This is a genomic window from Streptomyces sp. RLA012 (assembly GCF_056270325.1).
On record NZ_JBWDPA010000002.1, the window covers coordinates 7,584,589 to 7,605,704 of the forward strand.

Below are 21,116 nucleotides of genomic sequence, written 5' to 3' on the forward strand. Positions count from 1 at the left end.
GATCGGGGTGACCCGCCTTCGTCGTGTTCAGCGGCCGCTGCCGAGCGCCCGACGGCCACGGCGCTGGGAGAGGACCGGCAGGTTGCGGGCCGGGGCGGAGGGCTTGGTCTGCTCCTCGATACGCAGCGCGAGTGCCGGGCAGCGGCGTACGGCCCGCAGCGCCTTCGCCTCCGCGTACCGGGGCACCTGCGCCTGCGCGACGGTGGGGAAGCCGTCGGCGCCCAGTTCGAAGACTTCGGGAAGGATGTCCGCGCACAGGCCGTGTCCGCGGCACAGGGTCCAGTCGACGTAGATCTTCTGACGGCTGGGGCCCTCCTCCGGCTGCGCCTGGCCGCCCGGGATGCCCGTCGGCAGCTGGCCGCCCTCGAAGAGCGGCAGAACGCCCTCCACGGGCCTTCCGCAGCCGTTTCCGAGGACGTGCGCGGCCAGGTCGTCCGTGAACGCCTTGATGGTCGACTCGATGAACATCGCCGAGCCGTCCGGGTGCGAGCACGCGCCACGCCGCTTCACGGCCTTGGCGACCTGCTTCACGGCCTCCAGGGCGGCCGGGCCGCCGCCGTTGAGGATGTCCTCCAGGCCGCGCGCCGCGGCGGGCAGGCCGAGGTAGCAGGGACCGCACTGTCCCGCGCTCTCCTCGGCCAGCCACTGCGCCACCCGGAGCGACTCGCCCAGCGGGCACGTCTCCTGGGTGATGGGGAGGATCGCGCCGGCGCCCAGCGCACCCCCGACCGCGTCCAGCGAGTTGCGCGAGACGATCGCCTCGTTGACCGTCGCCGCGTCCAGCCACTTGCCGTGGTAGCCGCCGGTCAGCACGCCCTGCGGCATCGGCGGGGCGCCGGCCAGCTGGAGCACGTAGCGCAGCGGCACGCCGGTGGGGACCTCGATCACCATGGGGCGGGCGACCGCGCCGGAGACGGTGAGCATGACGGTGCCGGGCTCGTCGTACAGACCGGTGTTGCGGTAGCGGTCGGGGCCGATGCGGGCGGCGATGGCCAGCTGCGCGTACGTCTCGGCGTTCGACAGCAGCGTGGGCGCGCCGCCGACGCCGGTCTGCGACGCGCTGATCTTGCGGCCCGGCGGGATGGCCGGGCCGCCGTCGATGGATCGGATGAGCGAAGCGGCCGCTCCGGTCACCATGCGTACCGGATTGCGCTGCACACGCGCGCGCAGCGGTGATCCGCGTCGGTCGCTCAGGCCGCGCTCGGCCAGCGCGGCCTCCATGGATCTTTGGGTGGACTCACGTGTCACCCCGATGACCAGGGTGCGCGCGCCCATGGCCTCGGCGGCCAGCAGGGCGCCGTCCAGGATCAGGTGCGGGGCACGGTTGATGAGCACCGTGTCCTTGCGGCAGGCGGGTTCGTCCTCGCTTCCGTTGACGACCACGACGGGTCGGATGCCCTTGCTGATGGCCGACTCGGCGACCGAACGCAGTTTCTTGGCGAAGGGGAAGCCCGCGCCGCCGCGGCCCTTCAGGCCGATTGCCTCGGCGAGGCCCGCGAGTTGTTCACCGCCCATGGGTTCGAGCGGCCCGTGCACCTTGAGGTGCATGGGCAGATCGAGTCGTTCAACCAGGTCAAAACCCGACGTGAGCTGCGGAAGCCCGACGACGCGGACCTCCGGGACGTCGGGCAGGGCCTCGTTCACTTAAAGCCTCCGGAAGGGGCGTTCCATGGTTCACCGGAGCCAGGAGCGTCGAAGGCGCCCGGCAGTACGTCAGGCGTGGGACCGCTGTCGTACGTGTCGTTGGTGTTGTACGTACCGAAGGCGGGGTTCGTCTCACCGTTGTTGTACACGTCACTCGTGCCGTATCCGCCGGTCGCCGAATTGTCGTAGACGGGGATGTTGTATCCCGTGTCGGCGAGCGGGTCGTACGCGGAGCGGGGTGCCTCGCCGACCGGCGGCGGTGACGGGATCGGCCAACTGCCCGACGTGCTGCCGCTGCCGTCGACGGGGGGGAACGTCTGCGTGGGCTGCATGTCCATGGGCATCTGGATACGCTCGGTCGGGGCGGCGCCCGCGGGGTTCCCGCCAGGTGTGCCCGACACGGCCCGGTAGGCCGCCGCGAAACCGTTCGCCGAGCCCGCGGCGGCGGGATCGACGGGGGTCTGGTACAGCGACTGCCCGGGGGACGGCGTGCGCTGCGGGGGGACGAACGGGTCTCCCGCGGCCTGCTGGCCGGGGCGCGGGGCGAAGCCCGGCATCGGGTTGTCCGCCAGGGCGGCACGGGATGCCGTCAGTTGCTCCTCGCGCGACCGGCGGGCACTCATGCCGTTGCCCTCGCCGAGGATCGCCAGGACCCGGTCGGCGACCTTGCGCTTGAAGGGCGCGGGGGCGGAGCGCAGGGCGAGCGCGCCCATGACCGCGACCAGGCAGAGGCTGTACAGGATCGTGAAGATCGGCTTCGCCTGACGACCCGCGTAGAGGCCGTGGACCAGCGCGGAGCACCAGGCCGGGTAGGCCAGCATGTGCATGGCGCGCCAGCGGGCGGCGACCGGTGCGGGGGACGCGAAGGCGCTGCGCAGGGCGCCGGTGATGGCCGTGAAGATCATGAGCAGGGCGGCCAGGGAGCCCAGGCCGATCAGCCCGGCCGTTCCCTTGACGCCGAGGCTGAAGGGGATCAGCGCGGCGATCAGGACGGTGTGGTCGAGGGCCAGCTTGACCGTGATGTGCAACAGCAGGAAGGCGACCGAGGAGACGGCGGTCGTGCGGTGCACGGCCTGCGCGACCAGCCGCTGGCGCGTGTTCAGGAACAGTCGGTCGGTCGCCACCAGCCCCCAGATCACGGAGCAGGAGAGGGCGACCAGCGACAGCACGCCGGCGCCGAAGTTGAGGAAGTCGCGGACTCCATTGCCTCCTGCCAGCACGACGATGGGTATGAGAAGCAGGATGGCGGCCGTCGCCAGCCCGTAGGCCGAGCGGCCCGGGCGGGGAAGCGTGCTGCCATTGCTACGAGGGTCCATAGGGGGGTTACTCCCAACGGTTCGGGGAAGCGGTCCCGAAGCCGAACTCTAAGTCGAGTCATACCGATGGGTACGAGGTTTGAGTTATTGCGTTGTTACCAAAGGGCCGTCAGGCCCTCGTGTTGTCCTGTAGTGTCCGTTACGCGAAGTAATATTTGAATATTGTTCAGTTTTTTCGGCGTGATTGTGACGAGCGGCACGGCGTGTCGGGGCGCGCCGGAAAGCTCGTCGCGGTGTGTACGGGGGCTGCGGTACCCTGACGCCATGCGTGCCGTACGCCTGCTGCTTAGTGAGCCGCGCTGATCAGTCCCGACCGCTGACGACTCGTGGTCGGAATCGGCGCGGCGTCCCCTCCTGTGCGAGGGGATTTTTTATTTCTGAGCCGCTGGCAGAGACGATCGATGGAGCTTTGAGGATCATGAGCGAGACGAACCCCGCTGCCGCCTCCGAGGTGGCAGCGCCGCACCGCTACACGGCCGCGATGGCCGCGGAGATCGAGGCACGCTGGCAGGACTTCTGGGACGCCGAGGGCACGTACGAGGCGCCGAACCCATGGGGGTCCCCCCGGTCGAGCGAAGCCGAGAGTGGGGGAGGTGACCTGGCGGGCGACCCGGCCCTGGTCGCCAGGCCCAAGAAGTTCATCATGGACATGTTCCCGTACCCCTCCGGTGCGGGACTGCACGTCGGCCACCCCCTGGGCTACATCGCCACCGATGTATTCGCCCGGTTCCAGCGCATGACGGGCCACAACGTCCTGCACACCCTGGGCTTCGACGCCTTCGGCCTGCCCGCCGAGCAGTACGCCGTGCAGACGGGCACCCACCCGCGCGTGTCCACCGAAGCGAACATCGAGAACATGAAGGTCCAGCTGCGCGCGCTGGGCCTGGGCCACGACAAGCGCCGGTCCTTCGCGACGATCGACCCGGGCTACTACAAGTGGACCCAGTGGATCTTCCTGCAGATCTTCAACTCCTGGTACGACGACGAGGCGGACAAGGCCCGCCCGATCTCCGCGCTGATCGCCCAGTTCGAGAGCGGCGAGCGCGCCGCACCGGCCGCCGACGGCTCCACGCGCGCGTGGAACGAGCTGACCGCCGCCGAGCGCGCCGACGTCCTGAGCGAGTACCGGCTGGCGTACGCCTCCGACGCGCCCGTCAACTGGTGCCCCGGGCTGGGCACGGTGCTGGCCAACGAGGAGGTCACCGCCGACGGCCGCTCCGAGCGCGGGAACTTCCCCGTCTTCAAGGCCAAGCTGCGCCAGTGGAACATGCGCATCACGGCGTACGCCGACCGGCTGCTGGACGACCTGGAGGCGCTGGACTGGCCCGAGGCGATCAAGCTGCAGCAGCGCAACTGGATCGGCCGCTCCGAGGGCGCCCGCGTCGACTTCCCGATCGACGGCGAAGCCGTCACGATCTTCACCACGCGCCCGGACACCCTGTTCGGCGCCACCTACATGGTGCTGGCGCCCGAGCACCCGCTGGTCGACAAGTTCGTCCCCGAAGCCTGGCCCGAAGGCCATCACGAGGTGTGGACCGGCGGTCACGCCACGCCCGCCGAGGCCGTCGCCGCCTACCGCGCCCAGGCCGCCTCGAAGTCCGACGTCGAACGGCAGGCCGAGGCCAAGGACAAGACCGGTGTCTTCACCGGCGCCTACGCGACCAACCCGGCCAACGGCGAGCAGGTCCCGGTCTTCATCGCCGACTACGTCCTGATGGGCTACGGCACCGGCGCGATCATGGCCGTCCCGGCGGGCGACCAGCGCGACTTCGAGTTCGCGCGCGCCTTCGAGCTGCCGATCCACTGCATCGTCGAGCCGACCGACGGCCGCGGCACCGACACGTCGACCTGGGAGAACGCCTTCGGGTCGTACGACGCGAGGATCATCAACTCCGCCAACGACGACATCTCGCTGGACGGCCTGGGCGTGGCCGAGGCCAAGGAACGCATCACCGAGTGGCTGGCACGCAAGGGCATCGGTGAGGGCACCGTCAACTTCCGGCTGCGCGACTGGCTGTTCAGCCGCCAGCGTTACTGGGGCGAGCCCTTCCCGATCGTCTACGACGAGGACGGCGTCGCACACGCGCTGCCCGAGTCGATGCTGCCCCTGGAACTGCCCGAGGTCGACGACTACTCGCCGCGCACCTTCGACCCGGACGACGCGAACACGTCCCCGGAGACCCCGCTGTCCCGCGACGAGGACTGGGTGAACGTCACGCTGGACCTGGGCGACGGCCACGGTCCGCGGAAGTACCGCCGCGAGACCAACACCATGCCCAACTGGGCCGGTTCCTGCTGGTACGAACTGCGCTACCTGGACCCGCACAACGACCAGAAGCTGGTCGACCCGGCCATCGAGCAGTACTGGATGGGCCCGCGCGAGGGCCAGCCGCACGGTGGCGTCGACCTGTACGTCGGCGGCGCCGAGCACGCCGTGCTGCACCTGCTGTACGCGCGCTTCTGGTCGAAGGTGCTGTACGACCTGGGCCACGTCTCCTCGGCCGAGCCGTTCCACAAGCTGTTCAACCAAGGCATGATCCAGGCCTTCGTGTACCGCGACAGCCGTGGCATCGCCGTGCCCGCCGCCGAGGTGGAGGAGCGCGACGGCGCGTACTACTACCAGGGCGAGAAGGTCTCCCGGCTGCTGGGCAAGATGGGCAAGTCCCTGAAGAACGCCGTCACTCCGGACGAGATCTGCGCCGAGTACGGGGCGGACACGCTGCGCCTGTACGAGATGGCGATGGGCCCCCTGGACGTGTCGCGGCCCTGGGACACCCGTGCGGTGGTGGGCCAGTACCGGCTGCTGCAGAGGCTGTGGCGCAACGTCGTCGACGAGACCACGGGCGAGGTCACGGTCGTCGACAGCGGGGACGCCGACATCGACGCGGACACCCTGCGGGCCCTGCACAAGGCGATCGACGGCGTGCGCCAGGACCTGGCGGGTCTGCGCTTCAACACCGCCATCGCCAAGGTCACCGAGCTGAACAACCACCTGACCAAGGTCGGCGGCCCCGTGCCGCGCACGGTCGCCGAGGCCCTGGTGCTGCTGGTCGCGCCGCTGGCCCCGCACATCGCCGAGGAGCTGTGGCGCAAGCTGGGCCACACCGACTCGGTCGTCCACCAGGACTTCCCGGTGGCCGACCCGGCGTACGTCGTGGACGAGGCCGTGACCTGCGTCGTGCAGATCAAGGGCAAGGTCAAGGCGCGTCTGGAGGTCTCCCCGTCGATCTCCGAGGCGGAGCTGGAGAAGGTCGCGCTGGCCGACGAGAAGGTCGTCGCGGCGCTGGACGGCGCCGGGATCCGCAAGGTGATCGTGCGGGCGCCCAAGCTGGTGAACATCGTCACGGCGTAGCCGCTGCTCCCGGGTCGGCGCCGGTGTGCCGGCCCGACTCGGGGTAGTCCCCTACGGGCAGGTTCGGGGTTCTTGCGGAACTCGGGACCTGCCCGTTGCGTTTACCTTTGAAGAGCGACGCGGCAGCCGCCGCGACCGTCCGGAGGAGGAGCGTGGTGGAAGCCGTGATCACAGTAATCGCCCTGCTCTTCCTGTTGTTCGTGGTGCTGGGCGCGTACGCCACGGTGAAGGTGATCGGCGCGGCCAAGCGCAGTGTGGACCGCACGATCTCGCAGGCCCGCCGCACGGTCGAGGACACCACGCTGCGCGCCAGGACCTTCGCCCAGCCGGGCCCGGCGGGCGAGATCGCCCAGCTGCGGCTGACGCTGCGCACATCGATGCGGGCCACACAGGACGCGCTGCACGCGGGCGTGGCCGAGGACGAGTCCCTGAGGGAATCACTGGCGCTCTTCCAGCGGCTCAGCGGACACGGGCACGAGCTGGACGACGAGCTCAAGCGCCTGGAGACAGAACCGAACAAGGGCACGCTCGCCGCGCGGCTGCCCGAACTGCGAGAGCGCACCGGGCGGATCACCCAGTCCGCGGACTCGTTGCGCTGGGCCGCGCGTGACCGCGCCCACCGGTTCGCCGACGACGACCTGGACTCGTTGAGCGCGCAGATCGACGTGGAGGCGGGCGCGCTGCGGCACTGGACGACCGAGCCGAAGCCCTCGGCCTCCTGGCCCGAGACGCCGCCTCCGGACATGGCCGCCTCCAGCGGGCAGACGTGGCCGGAGTCCCCGCGGTCCGCCGCGCCCGACGGGCCGACGCCGTCCGCCATCACCCCGCCGGGGCGACGGCCCACCTACCCCTGGCAGAAGAAACCCCGTCCCGAGAGCACGACTTGACCTGACCTAGACCGCAGGTGAGAGGGCCCGGGCTGCCGTCCGCATCCACCGACAGGTAACCTCCAGCTCATGTCCCGCCATGTCGCGATCGTCACCGATTCAACGGCCTACCTGCCGCCCCGGACGATGGAGCGCCACGGCATCACAGCGGTGCCCCTCACCGTGGTTCTCGGCGACCAGGCGTTCGAAGAGGGCACCGAGATCTCGGCCCGCTCCCTCGCCCAGGCGCTCCAGAAGCGGCGCTCCGTCACCACGTCCCGGCCCAGCCCCGCGGTCTTCGCCGCGACCTATCGCAAGGTCGCCGAGTCGGGCGCCACCGACATCGTCTCCCTGCATCTGTCCGCCGAGTTCTCCGGGACGTACGACGCCGCCGTCCTCGCGGCCCGCGAGGCTCCCGTGCCCGTGCGTGTGGTGGACACCGGGATGGTGGCGATGGCCCTCGGGTTCTGCGCGCTGGCCGCGGCCGAGTCCGCGGAGGCGGGGGGCACCATCGACGAGGCGGTCACAGCCGCGGAGAAGCGGGCCGCCGGCACCTCCACGTACTTCTACGTCGACACCCTCGACTATCTGCGCCGCGGGGGCCGGATCGGGGCCGCGCAGGCACTGCTGGGCTCCGCGCTCGCGGTGAAGCCGCTGCTGCAGCTCGACGGCGGGCGCATCGAACTCCTGGAGAAGGTACGCACCGCGTCCAAGGCCATCGCCCGGCTTGAGGAGATCGTGGCCGAACGCGCGGGCAGCGCCCAGGTCGACATCGCCGTCCACCACCTCGCCGCCCCCGAGCGGGCGTCGGCCCTCGCGGACCGCCTGCGGGCACGGGTGCCGGGCCCGCCTGCGGGCACGGGTGCCGGGCCTGGTCGATCTGCATGTGAGCGAGGTCGGCGCGGTGATCGGAGCGCATACGGGCCCTGGGCTGTTGGGGGCGGTTGTCTCGCCTCGGTGAGGTGGGGGTGACCTGAGTGGGTGAGGTGAGGTGGGCTGGGGTGGGGTGAGGTGGGGACGGGAGGCTGTGGCCTCTGTAGCTCGTGTGGCTTCTGTGGCTCCTGTGGGTGACGGAGTTATCCACAACCGGGTGGTTTTCCCCGGGAATTGAGCAAGATCATCGCGAGAGTGGTGAGCTGCCGGATCCTCGACGCATGGCACTTCGATCACGCTCACGCACCGCCACACCGACCAGCGGTCCGGGTCGCGGCCCTGTCTCCGACGGCCGTATCCGCCATCACCGCCATCGCCGCCATCACCCGCAAGGCCGTGCGGGCGACGGTCCTGGCGCCGGTTCCGGCTCAGGCCCTCGTTCCGGCCCTCGGTCCGGCCCCCGATCCCGACGGCATGACGCTTCGGCCGAGGCGCTCCGTTTGCGTGTGGAGGCGCTCTTCTCCGAAGGGGCCGGGGAGCGGGGGGAGTCGGTGAGTGGGCCGCCGGGAGTGGATCGGGATGTGGGAGGTCCAAGGGGGAGAACCGCGGCGGGGGTCGGCGCTGCCGATGTGCCGGGGAGCGGCAGGTCTGCGCTCGACGGGGCTTCGGACCGTGACGCCCGGGGCCCGACCGAGGCCTTGGGGCGCGAGGCCCTGGTCCCGCCCCCCGTTGCGGGCGGCCCGGCCGAGACCGGCGCTCCTGAGAGTGGTACGGCCGGGGCGTGGCGGGAGCGGGTCGGGCTCGCCGTGCGGGAGCGGATGCCCCTGTGGCTGCAGGCGAGGTGCGGCCTGGAGCGCAGGAGCGTGGCCGCACTTACCGTGCTGCTCGTTGTCGCCGCCGTCTTCGCCGTACAGCACTTCTGGGTCGGCAGGACGCAGTCGGTGCGGGCTCCCGAGGTGGTGCGGGCGGTGGCGCCGTACGGCGGGCAGGACGGACAGGAGGGACAGGACAGACGGGGCGAACAGGGCGAACAGGGCGGAGTAGAGGAGCGGCAGTCGGCTGAGTCGGGAGCCTCGGCCGGAGCGCCGCCGGGCTCGGTCGGCTCGGTCGGGACCGCGATCGTGGTGGACGTCAGCGGGAAGGTGCGCAGTCCTGGGCTCCAACGACTGCCGGCCGGCTCCCGGGTCGAGGACGCGCTGCGGGCCGCGGGCGGGGTGCGACCGGGTGCGAGCACGGAGGGGCTCAACCGCGCCCGCCTCCTTGTGGACGGCGAACAGGTCGTGGTCGGCGCTCCCGCCCCGTTGGCGGGAGCGGTCACCGGCGGCGGCTCGGGCACCACCGGCACTGGCACCGGCACCGGTGGATCCGCTTCAGGGGCGGTACCCGCGGCTCCGGTCTCCCTCAGTACGGCCACCGTGGACCAGCTCGACACCCTGCCGGGCGTCGGACCCGTCCTCGCCCAGCACATCGTCGACTACCGGGCCCAGCACGGGGGCTTTCGCTCGGTCGACGAGCTGCGTGAGGTCAATGGAATCGGCGACCGACGGTTCGCCGATCTGAAGAATCTCGTACGGCCATGAGCGGTTTCACTGCGCCGTCGGCAACGACCGCGCCGACGGGTGCGGCCGGGGGCACCAGGGGCACCAGGGGCACCGGGAGCACCGGGGGCACGGGGAACACCGGGGGCACGGGGAACACAGGGAGCTCGGGGAACACAGGGAGCTCGGGGGGCACCCGGAACATCCACGGCTCCCACGGCCCCCAGGGCGCGCAGGGCGCGCAGGGCGCGCAGGGCGCGCAGGGCGCGCAGGGCGCGCAGAGCACCCGGAGCGTCCGGGGCCGTCGAGCCGTGCATGCCGCCTCGGGGCGGCGGCTGGGCATCGCGCATCCCCGGGAGGAAGGGCCGACCGATCTACGGCTCGTGCCGCCGGCTCTCGCGGTCTGGGTGACGGCGGCGGTGACACTCGGCGCTCCGCCCGGGTGGGTCACGGGTGTGGTGGTGGGCTGCGTGGTCGTGGCCGTCGCGTTGTTGACGGCGCGGCGCGGAAGGACGCCCACCGCGACGGGACACGGTGGACGGCGGGCGCAAGCGTGGCCGCGGATCTCCGTCGCCGCCGTGCTGCTCTGTGTCGCGGCGGCCGCCGCCTCCGCGGGGCTGCACGGAGCGGACGTGCGCCGTGGCCCGATCCCCGCCTTGGCGCGGCAGTACGCCCACGTGACCGCCGAGGTGGAGGTCACCTCCGATCCACGGCTCAGTCGGCCCCGGATCAAGGGAGACCACGCGGTTTCGACGGCCGTGCTGATCGACGCCGAAGTCCGGCGCGTGACGCGGGCGGCCGGAGACGGGACAGCCGTGGCAACGCGCACGCCGGTGCTGATGATCGTCGACGCGCGGTCGCCGAGGGGCTCGCCCGGGCCGTCCGACCGGCGTTCGCCGTGGCTGTCGCTGCTGCCGTCCACACGGTTGCGGGTGGCCGCGCGGCTGGCACCCGCGCTGTCGGACGGGGACCGGATCGCGGCCGTGCTGCGCGTGCGCGGGAGCGGGCCGCCGGAGGTGGTGGGGGAGCCGTCCGGGCCACAGCGGTTCGCCGGCCGGTTGAGAGAGGGCCTGCGGCAGGCGACCGACGGGCTGGAGGCGGACGCGCGGGCGCTGCTGCCCGGGCTGGTCGTGGGGGACACCGCACGGATCACGCCGGAGCTCGACGACGCCTTCAAGGCCACGGATCTCACGCATTTGCTCGCTGTCAGCGGAGGCAACTTCACGATCTTGCTGGCCCTGTTCGTCGGACCGCCGGGTCTCGCCCAGCGAGCCGAGCGGCGTGGCCTCGCACCGCGGCTCGGCATTCCGCTGCGGGCGACGGCACTGCTCGGCGGGGCGGTCACGCTCGGCTTTGTGATCGTGTGCCGACCGGACCCGAGCGTGCTGCGGGCCGCGGCCTGCGGATCGATCGCGCTGCTCGCCCTCGCGACCGGACGCCGCAGATCGCTGATCCCCGCGCTGGCCACGGCCGTACTGCTGCTGGTGCTGTACGACCCCTGGCTGGCCCGGAGCTACGGCTTCCTGCTCTCCGTGCTGGCGACCGGTGCCCTGCTCACGCTCGCCCCGCGATGGAGCGCGGCGCTGCGGAGGCGCCGGGTGCCGCCGCGCCTGGCCGAGGCGCTGGCCGCCGCGGGCGCCGCACAGGCGCTGTGCGCACCGGTCGTCGCCGTGCTGTCGGCCCGGGTCAGCCTGGTGGCGGTGCCGTGCAATCTGCTCGCGGAGCTCGCCGTCGCGCCGGCCACGGTGCTGGGTTTCGCGACGCTGGCGGCAGCCCAGGTGGCGCTGCCCGTCGCCAAGGTGCCGGCGTGGTGCGCGAGTTGGCCCGCCGGGTGGATCGCGGACATCGCTCGCGGCGGCGCGGCTCTGCCCGGCGCAGGAGTGGACTGGCCGGGAAGCTGGACAGGGGCGCTGCTGCTCGCCCTCGTCACGGCGGTTGTCGTGCTCGTCGGTCGACGGCTCCTGAGACACCCTTGGCTGAGCGGTGCCTGCGTCGTGGTGTTCCTGCTGGTCGTGGTGCGGCCGGTGCCGCTCACCAAGGTGATCACGGGATGGCCGCCGCCCGGCTGGCGGTTCGCGATGTGCGACGTGGGGCAGGGCGACGCGACGGTGCTCGCGGCGGGTGACGGCACCGCGGTGGTGGTGGACGCGGGGCCCGACCCGATGCTGGTCGACCGCTGTCTGAGCACGCTCGGCATCACCCGGATTCCGCTCGTCGTGCTCACGCACTTCCACGCCGACCATGTGGCGGGGCTGCCCGGGGTGCTGCGCGGGCGTTCGGTGGGGGCGATCGAGACGACGGATTTCGAGGAGCCGCCGGAGCAGGCCGAGTTCGTACGGAGGGAGGCGGCAGCACGGCACATTCCGGTGACGAGGGCCGTGGCGGGGGAGCGGCGGCGCACGGGACGTCTCGACTGGCAGGTGTTGTGGCCGCCGCCGAGCCCCGCGCCGCCGCCGGACGGGCCGAACGACGCCAGTGTCGCCCTGCTCGTGCGGTCGGCGGGGCTGCGACTGCTGTTGCTCGGGGATCTCGAACCACCGGCTCAGCAGGCGCTGTTGAGATCGCCCGCGGCCTCGGAGCTGACGGCGGTGGATGTGCTCAAGGTCGCCCACCATGGCTCGGCCTACCAGGATCCGGAACTCATACGAAGGGTGGCCCCGAGGCTGGCGCTCATCTCCTGCGGCCGGGACAACCCGTACGGGCACCCCGCGCTCAGCACGGTAGCAGCGCTGCGCGCCGGGGGTGCCGTGGTGCTGCGGACGGACAAAGACGGGGCGCTGGCCGTCGTCGATGCGGGCGGAGGGCTGAGGGTGGCGAGAGACTGAGGTCATGAATTCCGCACAGGCCGATGCCTACCTCCGCCGGATCGGCGCTCAGCACCCCGCGTGGCCCACCTCCGGTGTGCTGCGCGAGTTGCACCTGCGCCATCTGAAGTCGGTGCCGTTCGAGAACCTGTCGATCCATCTGGGTGAGGAGATCGTGCTGGAGGAGAAGCGGCTGCTGGACAAGGTGGTGGGCGCGCACAGGGGTGGCTTCTGCTACGAACTGAACGGTTTGTTCGGGGCGCTGTTGGGGGCGCTGGGCTTCGACGTGACGGTTCTCGCGGCGCGGACGTACGGGGAGGAGGGGCAGCTCGGGATCCCGTTCGACCATCTCGCGCTGCGGGTGCGGACGGTGGATGGGGGCGACTGGCTGGCGGATGTCGGGTTCGGGGCGCACAGCCACTATCCGCTGGCCTTCGGGGAGCGGGCCGAACAGACCGACCCGGGCGGCATGTTCCGGGTTGTCGAGGCGGGGCCGGACGCGGCGGGGGTGCGGGGTGTCGGCGGGCGTCGGGAGGCCGAGGACCTGGACGTCATCCGGGACGGTGGGCCGCAGTACCGCCTTGAGGTGCGGCCTCGGGTGCTCGGGGACTTCGTGACCGGGGCCTGGTGGCACAGCACCTCGCCGGTCTCGCACTTCGTGCAGTCGCCGGTCTGTTCGCTGGTCACGGAGGACGGGGGACGGATCACGCTCAGCGGTCGCAGCCTGACGGTGACGGCGGCGGACGGGACGAAGGAGGTGTCGCAACTGGACACGGACGAGGAGGTGTTGGCCCTCTATCGGGAGCGTTTCGGGATCGAGTTGGACCGGGTGCCGGAGGTGCGGAAGGGCTGATCTCGGCGCCTGGTCGCAATGGTTCGGCTGGAACGGGTTCGGTCGGAGCGGTCAAATGGGGTTACTCGTGCGTAGTCCCAGCACATGTGCTGGATTCCCGCGATGTGGTCGCGTGTTGCCTCGAAAGCCGCACTAGTGGTCGAATGCATCCTCGGCAACAGGTGTTTTCAAGTCGCGCGGGGGTGTCGCGGATGGTCGGCCGCTGGTGGGGAAACCGAACGGACCGGGTACAGCGGACGGGTCCCCTCGCCGCGATGCAGGTGCCGCCCAGTGCCGGGGTGCTGAGCTGTCGGGTGCTGGATCCGGTCAACGAGCCGGTGCCGCACGCGGAGCTCGCGGTCAGCGATGCCATGGGGCGCAAGGTGGTGGGCGGGGGCACCGATCCGTTCGGGTCCTTCGTGGCGACGGTGCCGGCGGGCGAGTACCGGCTCGCGGTGTCGGCGGAGGGGTACACGCCCTACCGTGCGAACGCCGTCGTCGGGGAGAACACGCTGGCCTCGCTCGGCGATGTGACGCTGCAGGTCGCCCAGCCGCCGGCCCTGCCGCAGCCGGGCGACTGGGAGATCGAGCCGATGCACTCGTCGATCGGCTTCACCGCGCGCCACATCGGACTGGCCAGGATCCACGGACGGTTCAACACGTTCGCGGGGGCGATACGGATCGCCGAGAGCGTGGAGCGGTCGGCGTTGCACGTGGTGATCGACGCGGCGTCCATCGACACCAACGTCAGGATGCGCGACGACCATCTGCGGTCGGCGGACTTCCTGGACGTGGCGCGTTTCCCGACGCTGGAGTTCTACAGCGAGCGGTTCGCGCACCGGGGCGGCAACCGTTGGTCGGTGACGGGGGCGCTGTCGCTGCACGGGGTGACGCGTACGGTGACGCTCGACACGCAGTACCTCGGGCTCGGCCATGGCATGGAGGGCGAGGTGCGGGCGGCCTGCCGGGCCACGACCGAGCTGCACCGGGACGACTTCACGGTGAGCTGGCAGACGATGCTCGCGCGCGGTATCGCGGTGGTGGGGCCGAGCATCAGGATCGAGCTGGACGTGCAGATCGTGCAGAAGGGCTGACTCGGTCGAGGATCTGGTCTGCGGTCTGCGGTCTGCGGTCTGCGGTCTGCGGCCTTCGGGATGCGGCCTTCGGGCTTCGGGGCCGGTCTCGGTTCGGTCTTCGGTTCGGTTTCTGGTCCGGGCTTCGGTTCGGGCTTCGGTTCGGGTTTCGGTCTGGTGTCGACCCCGGCGTCGGGTCGGGCGGGCGTAGCGGAAAATGTCCTCGTGAGTGAAGTGAGACATGTGCTGGTGCTGCCCGACCGCGATGCCGCGGAAGAGGCGGCCGAGGTGATCGGTGACCGGTTCGGACTCGACGAGGAGCCGCAGCTCGTACGCGACGCGCTGGCCGGTGAGGACGACGCCGAGGACGCGCAGTGGCTGGTGGTCCTGGCGGACCCCGGGGAGCGGCTCGACCCGAAGGAGCTGGACGAGTTCGCGGGGGAGTGGGACGGCTGGCGCGAGGAGCCGTAGCGTTCCGCTGGGGGACCGGGGACAGCAGGGCGGTTCGCCGACCGGGGCGGGCCGCGCGGCCCGCGTTGTCAGTGGCGCGTGGGATGCTTTCCGTGATGGCCAAGAAGACCGCACAAGACGACCCTCTCGCCCCCGTCACACTCGCCGTGGGCCAGGAGGATCTCCTGCTCGACCGTGCCGTGCAGGAGGTGGTGGCCGCCGCCAGGGCCGCCGACGCCGACACGGATGTACGGGATCTCGCCCCGGACCAGTTGCAGCCCGGCACGCTGGCCGAGCTGACGAGTCCCTCGCTCTTCGCCGAGCGCAAGGTCGTGGTCGTACGCAACGCGCAGGATCTGTCGGCCGACACCATCAAGGACGTGAAGGCGTATCTGGGGGCGCCGGCCGAGGAGATCACCCTCGTGCTGCTGCACGCGGGTGCGGCCAAGGGCAAGGCGTTGCTCGATGCCGCGCGCAAGGCGGGGGCGCGGGAGGTGGCGTGCCCCAAGATGACGAAGGCGGCGGACCGGCTGGCGTTCGTGCGCGGTGAGTTCCGTGCGCTGGGGAGGTCTGCCACGCCGGAGGCCTGTCAGGCGCTCGTCGACTCCATCGGGAGTGATCTGCGGGAGCTCGCTTCCGCGGTGTCCCAGCTGACCGCGGATGTCGAGGGGACGATCGACGAGGCCGTGGTCGGGCGGTACTACACCGGGCGGGCCGAGGCGTCGAGCTTCACCGTGGCCGACCGGGCCGTGGAGGGGCGGGCCGCGGAGGCGTTGGAGGCGCTGCGGTGGTCTCTGTCGACCGGGGTCGCGCCGGTCTTGATCACCAGTGCGTTGGCCCAGGGGGTGCGGGCGATCGGGAAGCTGTCCTCCGCGCGTGGGGGGCGGCCGGCCGATCTTGCCCGTGAGTTGGGGATGCCGCCGTGGAAGATCGATCGGGTGCGGCAGCAGATGCGGGGGTGGACGCCGGACGGGGTCGCGGTCGCGCTGCGGGCGGTCGCCGAAGCCGATGCGGGGGTCAAGGGTGGGGGAGATGATCCTGAGTACGCGCTGGAGAAGGCGGTCGTGGCGATCGCTCGGGCGGCTCGGTCTCGTCGGGGCTAGCGCCCGGCTGGGCTGGGTCTGGCTGGGCTGAGTCTGGGTGGGCTGAGCCCGGGTTCTCTCGCCCCCGCCGCCCCTACCCGTCCCATCCCCGACCTGGGGGCTCCGCCCGCCCCCAGGCCCCCGGGGTGCGTTCTTCGGCCGCGGGCCGGTGGGGGCTGGTCGCGCAGTTCCCCGCGCCCCTCGGGCGGGGCTTCGCCCACGCCGAAGGCCCCGTTCGTCCTCCTGGGGAAGGAGGGGAACGAGGCCTTCGGTTCACGATGGTGGATCCACGCCCGCGTGGCGAACGCAGGCCGCGCGTGGATCCGGGGGTGCCGGTCAGGAGCGGATGAGAGGGCCCGCTTGGTCCCTTCCGGCGGTCAAGTCAGGGGTTGGGCCCAGTGGGGCCCAGCCGACTCAGCCCTTGAGGGAAGCGACCTTGGAAGCAAGCGCCGACTTCTTGTTGGCGGCCTGGTTCTTGTGGATGACGCCCTTGGAGACGGCCTTGTCGAGCTTGCGCGAAGCCTCGCGCGTGTACTCGGTGGCCTTCTCGACGTCACCGGCGGCAGCGGCCTCGCGGGCCTTGCGGATCGCGGTCTTCAGGGAGGACTTGACCGACTTGTTGCGCAGCCGAGCCTTCTCGTTGGTCTTGATCCGCTTGATCTGGGACTTGATGTTCGCCACGAATGAGCCTCTACAGGTTCAGGCGCGCGAGACAGCACGTCTCGCACGCCGATGATTTCTCTTTCCTGAACTTTCCGCGTGCCTCTTGCTGAGAGGGCATGAGACACAGCCACCCAGGCTACCAGTCACCGCGCGACCGGCCCAAACCGGTCGCAGCTCCCCACCCGTGGGACCATGGAGCCTACGTATCGATCCGACCCGAGGCGACAGGCGCCTCAAGAGACAGGACCCTGCGTGCCCGCGACCCCTAACAATGTGCCCGAGCCGAGCCGTACCGCCCCGGCTCTGATCCGCAATTTCTGCATCATCGCGCACATCGACCACGGCAAGTCCACGCTCGCCGACCGCATGCTCCAGCTGACCGGGGTGGTCGAGCAGCGGCAGATGCGCGCTCAGTACCTCGACCGTATGGACATCGAGCGCGAGCGTGGCATCACGATCAAGTCCCAGGCGGTCCGGCTGCCCTGGGCCCCGACCGAGGATCCGGGCAACACCCACATCCTCAACATGATCGACACCCCCGGGCACGTGGACTTCACGTACGAGGTGTCCCGGTCGCTGGCCGCGTGCGAGGGGACCGTTCTCCTCGTCGACGCCGCCCAGGGCATCGAGGCGCAGACCCTCGCCAACCTCTACCTGGCGATGGAGAACGACCTCAAGATCATCCCCGTACTCAACAAGATCGACCTGCCGGCCGCGCAGCCGGAGAAGTTCTCGGAGGAGCTCGCCAATCTCATCGGCTGCGACCCCGAGGACGTACTGAAGGTCTCGGCCAAGACCGGTGTCGGCGTCGAGTCGTTGCTGGACAAGGTCGTGGCCGAGATCCCGGCGCCGGTGGGCGTCCAGGACGCGCCCGCCCGCGCCATGATCTTCGACTCCGTGTACGACTCCTACCGCGGTGTCGTGACGTATGTGCGTGTCATCGACGGGCAGCTCAACAAGCGTGAGCGGATCCGGATGATGTCCACCGGGGCGACCCATGAGCTGCTGGAGATCGGCGTCTCGTCCCCCGAGATGACGCCGGCCGACGGCCTGGGTGTCGGTGAGGTGGGCTACCTCATCACCGGTGTGAAGGACGTCCGGCAGTCCAAGGTCGGTGACACCATCACCACCCTGAACAAGGGGGCGACCGAGGCGCTCGGCGGGTACAAGGACCCCAAGCCCATGGTCTTCTCCGGGCTGTATCCGCTGGACGGGTCCGACTACCCCGAGCTGCGCGACGCGCTCGACAAGCTGCAGCTCAACGACGCCGCGCTCGTCTACGAGCCGGAGACCTCCGCGGCACTGGGCTTCGGCTTCCGGGTCGGTTTCCTCGGGCTGCTGCACCTGGACGTGATCCGGGAGCGGTTGGAGCGCGAGTTCGGGCTCGACCTCATCGCCACCGCGCCCAACGTGGTCTACCGCGTCCTCATGGAGGACGGGACGGAGCACGTGGTCACCAACCCGAGCGAGTTCCCGGAGGGGAAGATCACTGAGGTGTACGAGCCCGTCGTACGCGCCACGATCCTCGCCCCCTCCGAGTTCATCGGCTCGATCATGGAGCTGTGCCAGACCCGGCGCGGCACCCTGCTCGGCATGGACTACCTGTCCGAGGACCGGGTCGAGATCCGCTACACGCTGCCGCTCGCCGAGATCGTTTTCGACTTCTTCGATCAGTTGAAGTCCAAGACCCGGGGTTACGCCTCGCTCGACTACGAGCCCACCGGTGAGCTGGCGTCCAGCCTGGTCAAGGTGGACATCCTGCTGCACGGCGACAAGGTGGACGCCTTCTCGGCGATCACGCACAAGGACGCGGCGTACGCGTACGGTGTGCGGCTCGTCGCCAAGCTGCGCGAGCTGATCCCGCGGCAGGCCTTCGAGGTGCCCATCCAGGCGGCCATCGGCTCCCGGGTGATCGCCCGCGAGACCATCCGCGCCATCCGCAAGGACGTCCTCGCCAAGTGCTACGGCGGTGACATCTCCCGTAAGCGGAAGCTGCTGGAGAAGCAGAAGGAGGGCAAGAAGCGGATGAAGATGGTGGGCTCTGTGGAGGTTCCGCAAGAGGCCTTCATCGCCGTGCTGTCCAGCGACGACAGCGGTGGCTCGGCCAAGGGCAAGAAGTAACGGCGGTTGCCCCGGAAAGCCGGGCGCAACAGGGGCCCGTCGCGCGAGTGCGCGGCGGGCCCTCAGTGTGCGAGCGGTCGCTCTCTGTAGAAATTGAACCCTCCCCAGCCGAAGCAGGGGATTCCTGGCTCACGCTGCTCGGCCGCTCAGCGAACGATCCAGTCTCACGCGATCAACACGAGCCGGGTTGGAACCAGCCCGGTTGACATCAAATGTCAAGGATTAGCGCGTGCTTGGCTCTCGCGACGCGCAGAGTACCCGGTCCGCAGGTGGAGAATCCGGGGGATTCGCAAGATCGCAGACCGTGGCCTCTTACGTAGGGGCCGGTCGCGCTTTACTCTGATCCCTGCTCGATGGTTACTCGCGAGTTAAACAACAGCCGAAACAGCCAGCCGCACAGCAACAGTCAGCAGTCGGTCGAGCCAGACGCACGCACTGTCGCGGGCCCCGGAGGATGTCGTGAGCGACACACAGACCCTGATCGAGAACCGTCCGCCGTCCGTGGCGGCCCTCTTCCTGGAGCGCGTGGCGGCCACGCCGGACGCCGAGGCCTACCGCTACCCGGTGCCCCCTGCCTCGGGCGAGGGCCCGGACGACTGGAAGTCGCTGAGCTGGGCGCAGGCCGCCGAGCGGGTCTTCGCCATCGCGGCCGGACTGATCGAACTGGGCGTACGGCCGGAGCAGCGTGTCGCACTCGCCGCCTCCACCCGGGTCGAGTGGATCCTCGCCGACCTCGGCATCATGTGCGCGGGCGCGGCCACGACGACGATCTACCCGCAGACGAACGCCGAGGAGTCCGCGTTCATCCTCTCCGACTCGGGCAGCAAGATCCTGATCGCGGAGGACGCGGCCCAGCTCGCCAAGGCACAGGAGAAGCGCGCCGAACTGCCCGAGCTGACCCATGTGGTCGTCATCGACCCGGCCGGGGTCGAGACCGGTGACGATGTGCTCACCCTCGCCGAGCTGGAGACGCGTGGCGCCGCGCACCTGGAGAAGCACCCCGAGCTGGTCAAGGAGCGCGTCGCCGCGATCACCGCCGACCAGCTCGCGACCCTCATCTACACCTCCGGCACCACGGGCCGCCCCAAGGGCGTCCGTCTCCCGCACGACAACTGGGCGTACATGGCGAAGGCCATCGCGGCGACCGGGCTGCTCGGCCCCGACGACGTGCAGTACCTGTGGCTGCCGCTCGCGCACGTCTTCGGCAAGGTGCTCACGTCCGGCCATATCGAGATCGGGCACGTCACCGCCGTGGACGGCCGTGTCGACAAGATCATCGAGAATCTGCCGGTCGTGCAGCCGACGTACATGGCGGCCGTCCCGCGCATCTTCGAGAAGGTCTACAACGGGGTCGCGGCCAAGGCACGGGCCGGCGGCGGCGCCAAGTACAAGATCTTCCAGTGGGCCGCCGAGGTCTCCCGCGAGTACGCGAAGGCCAGCCAGGACAACTTCCGCCGCACCGGTACGGCCTCCGCGCCCTTCGCGCTCTCCGCCAAGCACAAGGTCGCCGACGCGCTCGTCTTCGCCAAGATCCGCGAGGCCTTCGGCGGCAAGCTGCGCGCCTGTGTCTCCGGCAGCGCGGCCCTCGCGCCCGAGATCGGCTACTTCTTCGCGGGCGCCGGCATCCACATCCTGGAGGGGTACGGCCTCACGGAGTCCTCCGCCGCCTCCTTCGTGAACCCGGGCGAGGCGTACCGCACCGGCACGGTCGGCAAGCCGCTGCCCGGCACGGAGGTGCGCATCGCGGACGACGGCGAGATCCTGCTGCGCGGCCCCGGCATCATGGAGGGCTACCACGGGCTGCCCGACAAGACCGCCGAGGTCCTGGAACCGGACGGCTGGTTCCACACCGGTGACATCGGCGAGCTGTCCCCCGACGGCTACCTCCGCATCACCGACCGCAAGAAGGACCTCATCAAGACCTCCGGCGGCAAGTACATCGCGCCCGCCGAGGTCGAGGGCCAGTTCAAGGCCGTCTGCCCGTACGTCTCCAACATCCTCGTGCACGGCGCCGACCGGAACTTCTGCACCGCCCTCATCGCCCTCGACGAGCCGTCGATCCTGGAGTGGGCGAAGGAGAACGGGCTGGAGGGCAGGTCGTACGCCGAGGTCGTCGCCGCCCCCGCCACCGTCGAGCTGATCGAGGGCTACGTCAAGGAACTCAACGAGGGCCTCCAGCGGTGGCAGACGATCAAGAAGTTCCGCCTGCTGCCGCGCGACCTCGACGTGGAGCACGGGGAGATCACCCCGAGTCTGAAGCTGAAGCGGCCGGTTGTGGAGCGGGAGTACAAGGAGCTCATCGAGGAGATGTACGCCGGCGCGCGGGAGGCGTAGCGCGCGAGAGGCGTAGCGCACGCGGGTACGCGTCGGGCGCGGCGATTCACCCAGTGGCCCCGGAAGGCAGTCGGCCTTTCCGGGGCCACTTGTGTGGTGGGTCGGGGACGGGGTGCGGAGTTGGGCGGAAGAGCCGTGAGTGTCAGATGCGTCACATAGGATGCGCAC

Annotated in this window: 13 protein-coding genes and 1 pseudogene; 11 read left to right on the forward strand and 3 right to left on the reverse strand. The window is 70.6% G+C overall.

Going from position 1 to position 21,116, the window contains the following annotated elements:
* Window positions 1–27 precede the first annotated feature (27 nt).
* Together RV986_RS34790 and RV986_RS34795 are read right to left on the reverse strand one after the other, a co-directional pair.
* Window positions 28–1,644: an NADH-ubiquinone oxidoreductase-F iron-sulfur binding region domain-containing protein gene (locus RV986_RS34790; RefSeq protein WP_475921163.1), complete on the reverse strand. Its 1,617-nt coding sequence runs from the start codon at window positions 1,642–1,644 to the stop codon at window positions 28–30.
* Window positions 1,641–2,960 (reverse strand): ferric reductase-like transmembrane domain-containing protein, encoded by a 1,320-nt coding sequence (locus tag RV986_RS34795; protein WP_475921164.1) that lies wholly within the window; start codon window positions 2,958–2,960, stop codon window positions 1,641–1,643. Before RV986_RS34795 ends, RV986_RS34790 begins: the two co-directional genes overlap by 4 nt.
* 418 nt (window positions 2,961–3,378) lie before the next feature.
* Here RV986_RS34795 and leuS point away from each other — a divergent pair, with 418 nt between their 5' ends.
* From leuS to holA, 9 genes and pseudogenes are all read left to right on the forward strand, one after another.
* Window positions 3,379–6,312 (forward strand): leucine--tRNA ligase, encoded by a 2,934-nt coding sequence (gene leuS / locus RV986_RS34800; RefSeq protein WP_475921165.1) that lies wholly within the window; start codon window positions 3,379–3,381, stop codon window positions 6,310–6,312.
* A 155-nt stretch (window positions 6,313–6,467) separates the two neighbouring features.
* Complete coding sequence (locus RV986_RS34805; RefSeq protein ID WP_475924541.1) at window positions 6,468–7,199, forward strand: hypothetical protein; 732 nt, start codon at window positions 6,468–6,470, stop codon at window positions 7,197–7,199.
* Window positions 7,200–7,268: 69 nt separating this feature from the next.
* Window positions 7,269–8,139, forward strand: a pseudogene (locus RV986_RS34810) (DegV family protein).
* 625 nt (window positions 8,140–8,764) lie between these two features.
* Window positions 8,765–9,631: a ComEA family DNA-binding protein gene (locus RV986_RS34815; RefSeq protein WP_475924542.1), complete on the forward strand. Its 867-nt coding sequence runs from the start codon at window positions 8,765–8,767 to the stop codon at window positions 9,629–9,631.
* A 269-nt stretch (window positions 9,632–9,900) separates the two neighbouring features.
* A complete protein-coding gene (locus RV986_RS34820; RefSeq protein ID WP_475924543.1) occupies window positions 9,901–12,414 on the forward strand; it encodes a ComEC/Rec2 family competence protein in 2,514 nt (837 codons plus the stop codon).
* A 4-nt stretch (window positions 12,415–12,418) separates the two neighbouring features.
* Window positions 12,419–13,246, forward strand: a complete 828-nt coding sequence (locus tag RV986_RS34825; protein WP_475921166.1) for an arylamine N-acetyltransferase family protein — start codon at window positions 12,419–12,421, stop codon at window positions 13,244–13,246.
* 191 nt (window positions 13,247–13,437) lie between these two features.
* The gene (locus RV986_RS34830; RefSeq protein ID WP_475921167.1) at window positions 13,438–14,319 is read left to right on the forward strand and encodes a YceI family protein; all 882 of its coding nucleotides are present in this window, start codon (window positions 13,438–13,440) and stop codon (window positions 14,317–14,319) included.
* Between the two features lie 204 nt (window positions 14,320–14,523).
* Window positions 14,524–14,769 (forward strand): hypothetical protein, encoded by a 246-nt coding sequence (locus RV986_RS34835; RefSeq protein ID WP_475921168.1) that lies wholly within the window; start codon window positions 14,524–14,526, stop codon window positions 14,767–14,769.
* Between the two features lie 95 nt (window positions 14,770–14,864).
* Window positions 14,865–15,851, forward strand: coding sequence for a DNA polymerase III subunit delta (holA, locus tag RV986_RS34840; RefSeq protein ID WP_475921169.1), 987 nt, complete (start codon window positions 14,865–14,867; stop codon window positions 15,849–15,851).
* 393 nt (window positions 15,852–16,244) lie between these two features.
* Here holA and rpsT read toward each other — a convergent pair whose 3' ends face one another.
* Complete coding sequence (gene rpsT / locus RV986_RS34845) at window positions 16,245–16,511, reverse strand: 30S ribosomal protein S20 (protein ID WP_362508321.1); 267 nt, start codon at window positions 16,509–16,511, stop codon at window positions 16,245–16,247.
* A 234-nt stretch (window positions 16,512–16,745) separates the two neighbouring features.
* On the opposite strand from rpsT, the gene lepA reads away from it, so the two are divergent.
* Both lepA and RV986_RS34855 read left to right on the forward strand, forming a co-directional pair.
* Complete coding sequence (lepA, locus tag RV986_RS34850) at window positions 16,746–18,614, forward strand: translation elongation factor 4 (protein WP_475921170.1); 1,869 nt, start codon at window positions 16,746–16,748, stop codon at window positions 18,612–18,614.
* A gap of 459 nt (window positions 18,615–19,073) precedes the next feature.
* Window positions 19,074–20,948: an AMP-dependent synthetase/ligase gene (locus tag RV986_RS34855; protein WP_475921171.1), complete on the forward strand. Its 1,875-nt coding sequence runs from the start codon at window positions 19,074–19,076 to the stop codon at window positions 20,946–20,948.
* The last annotated feature ends 168 nt before the right edge of the window (window positions 20,949–21,116 follow it).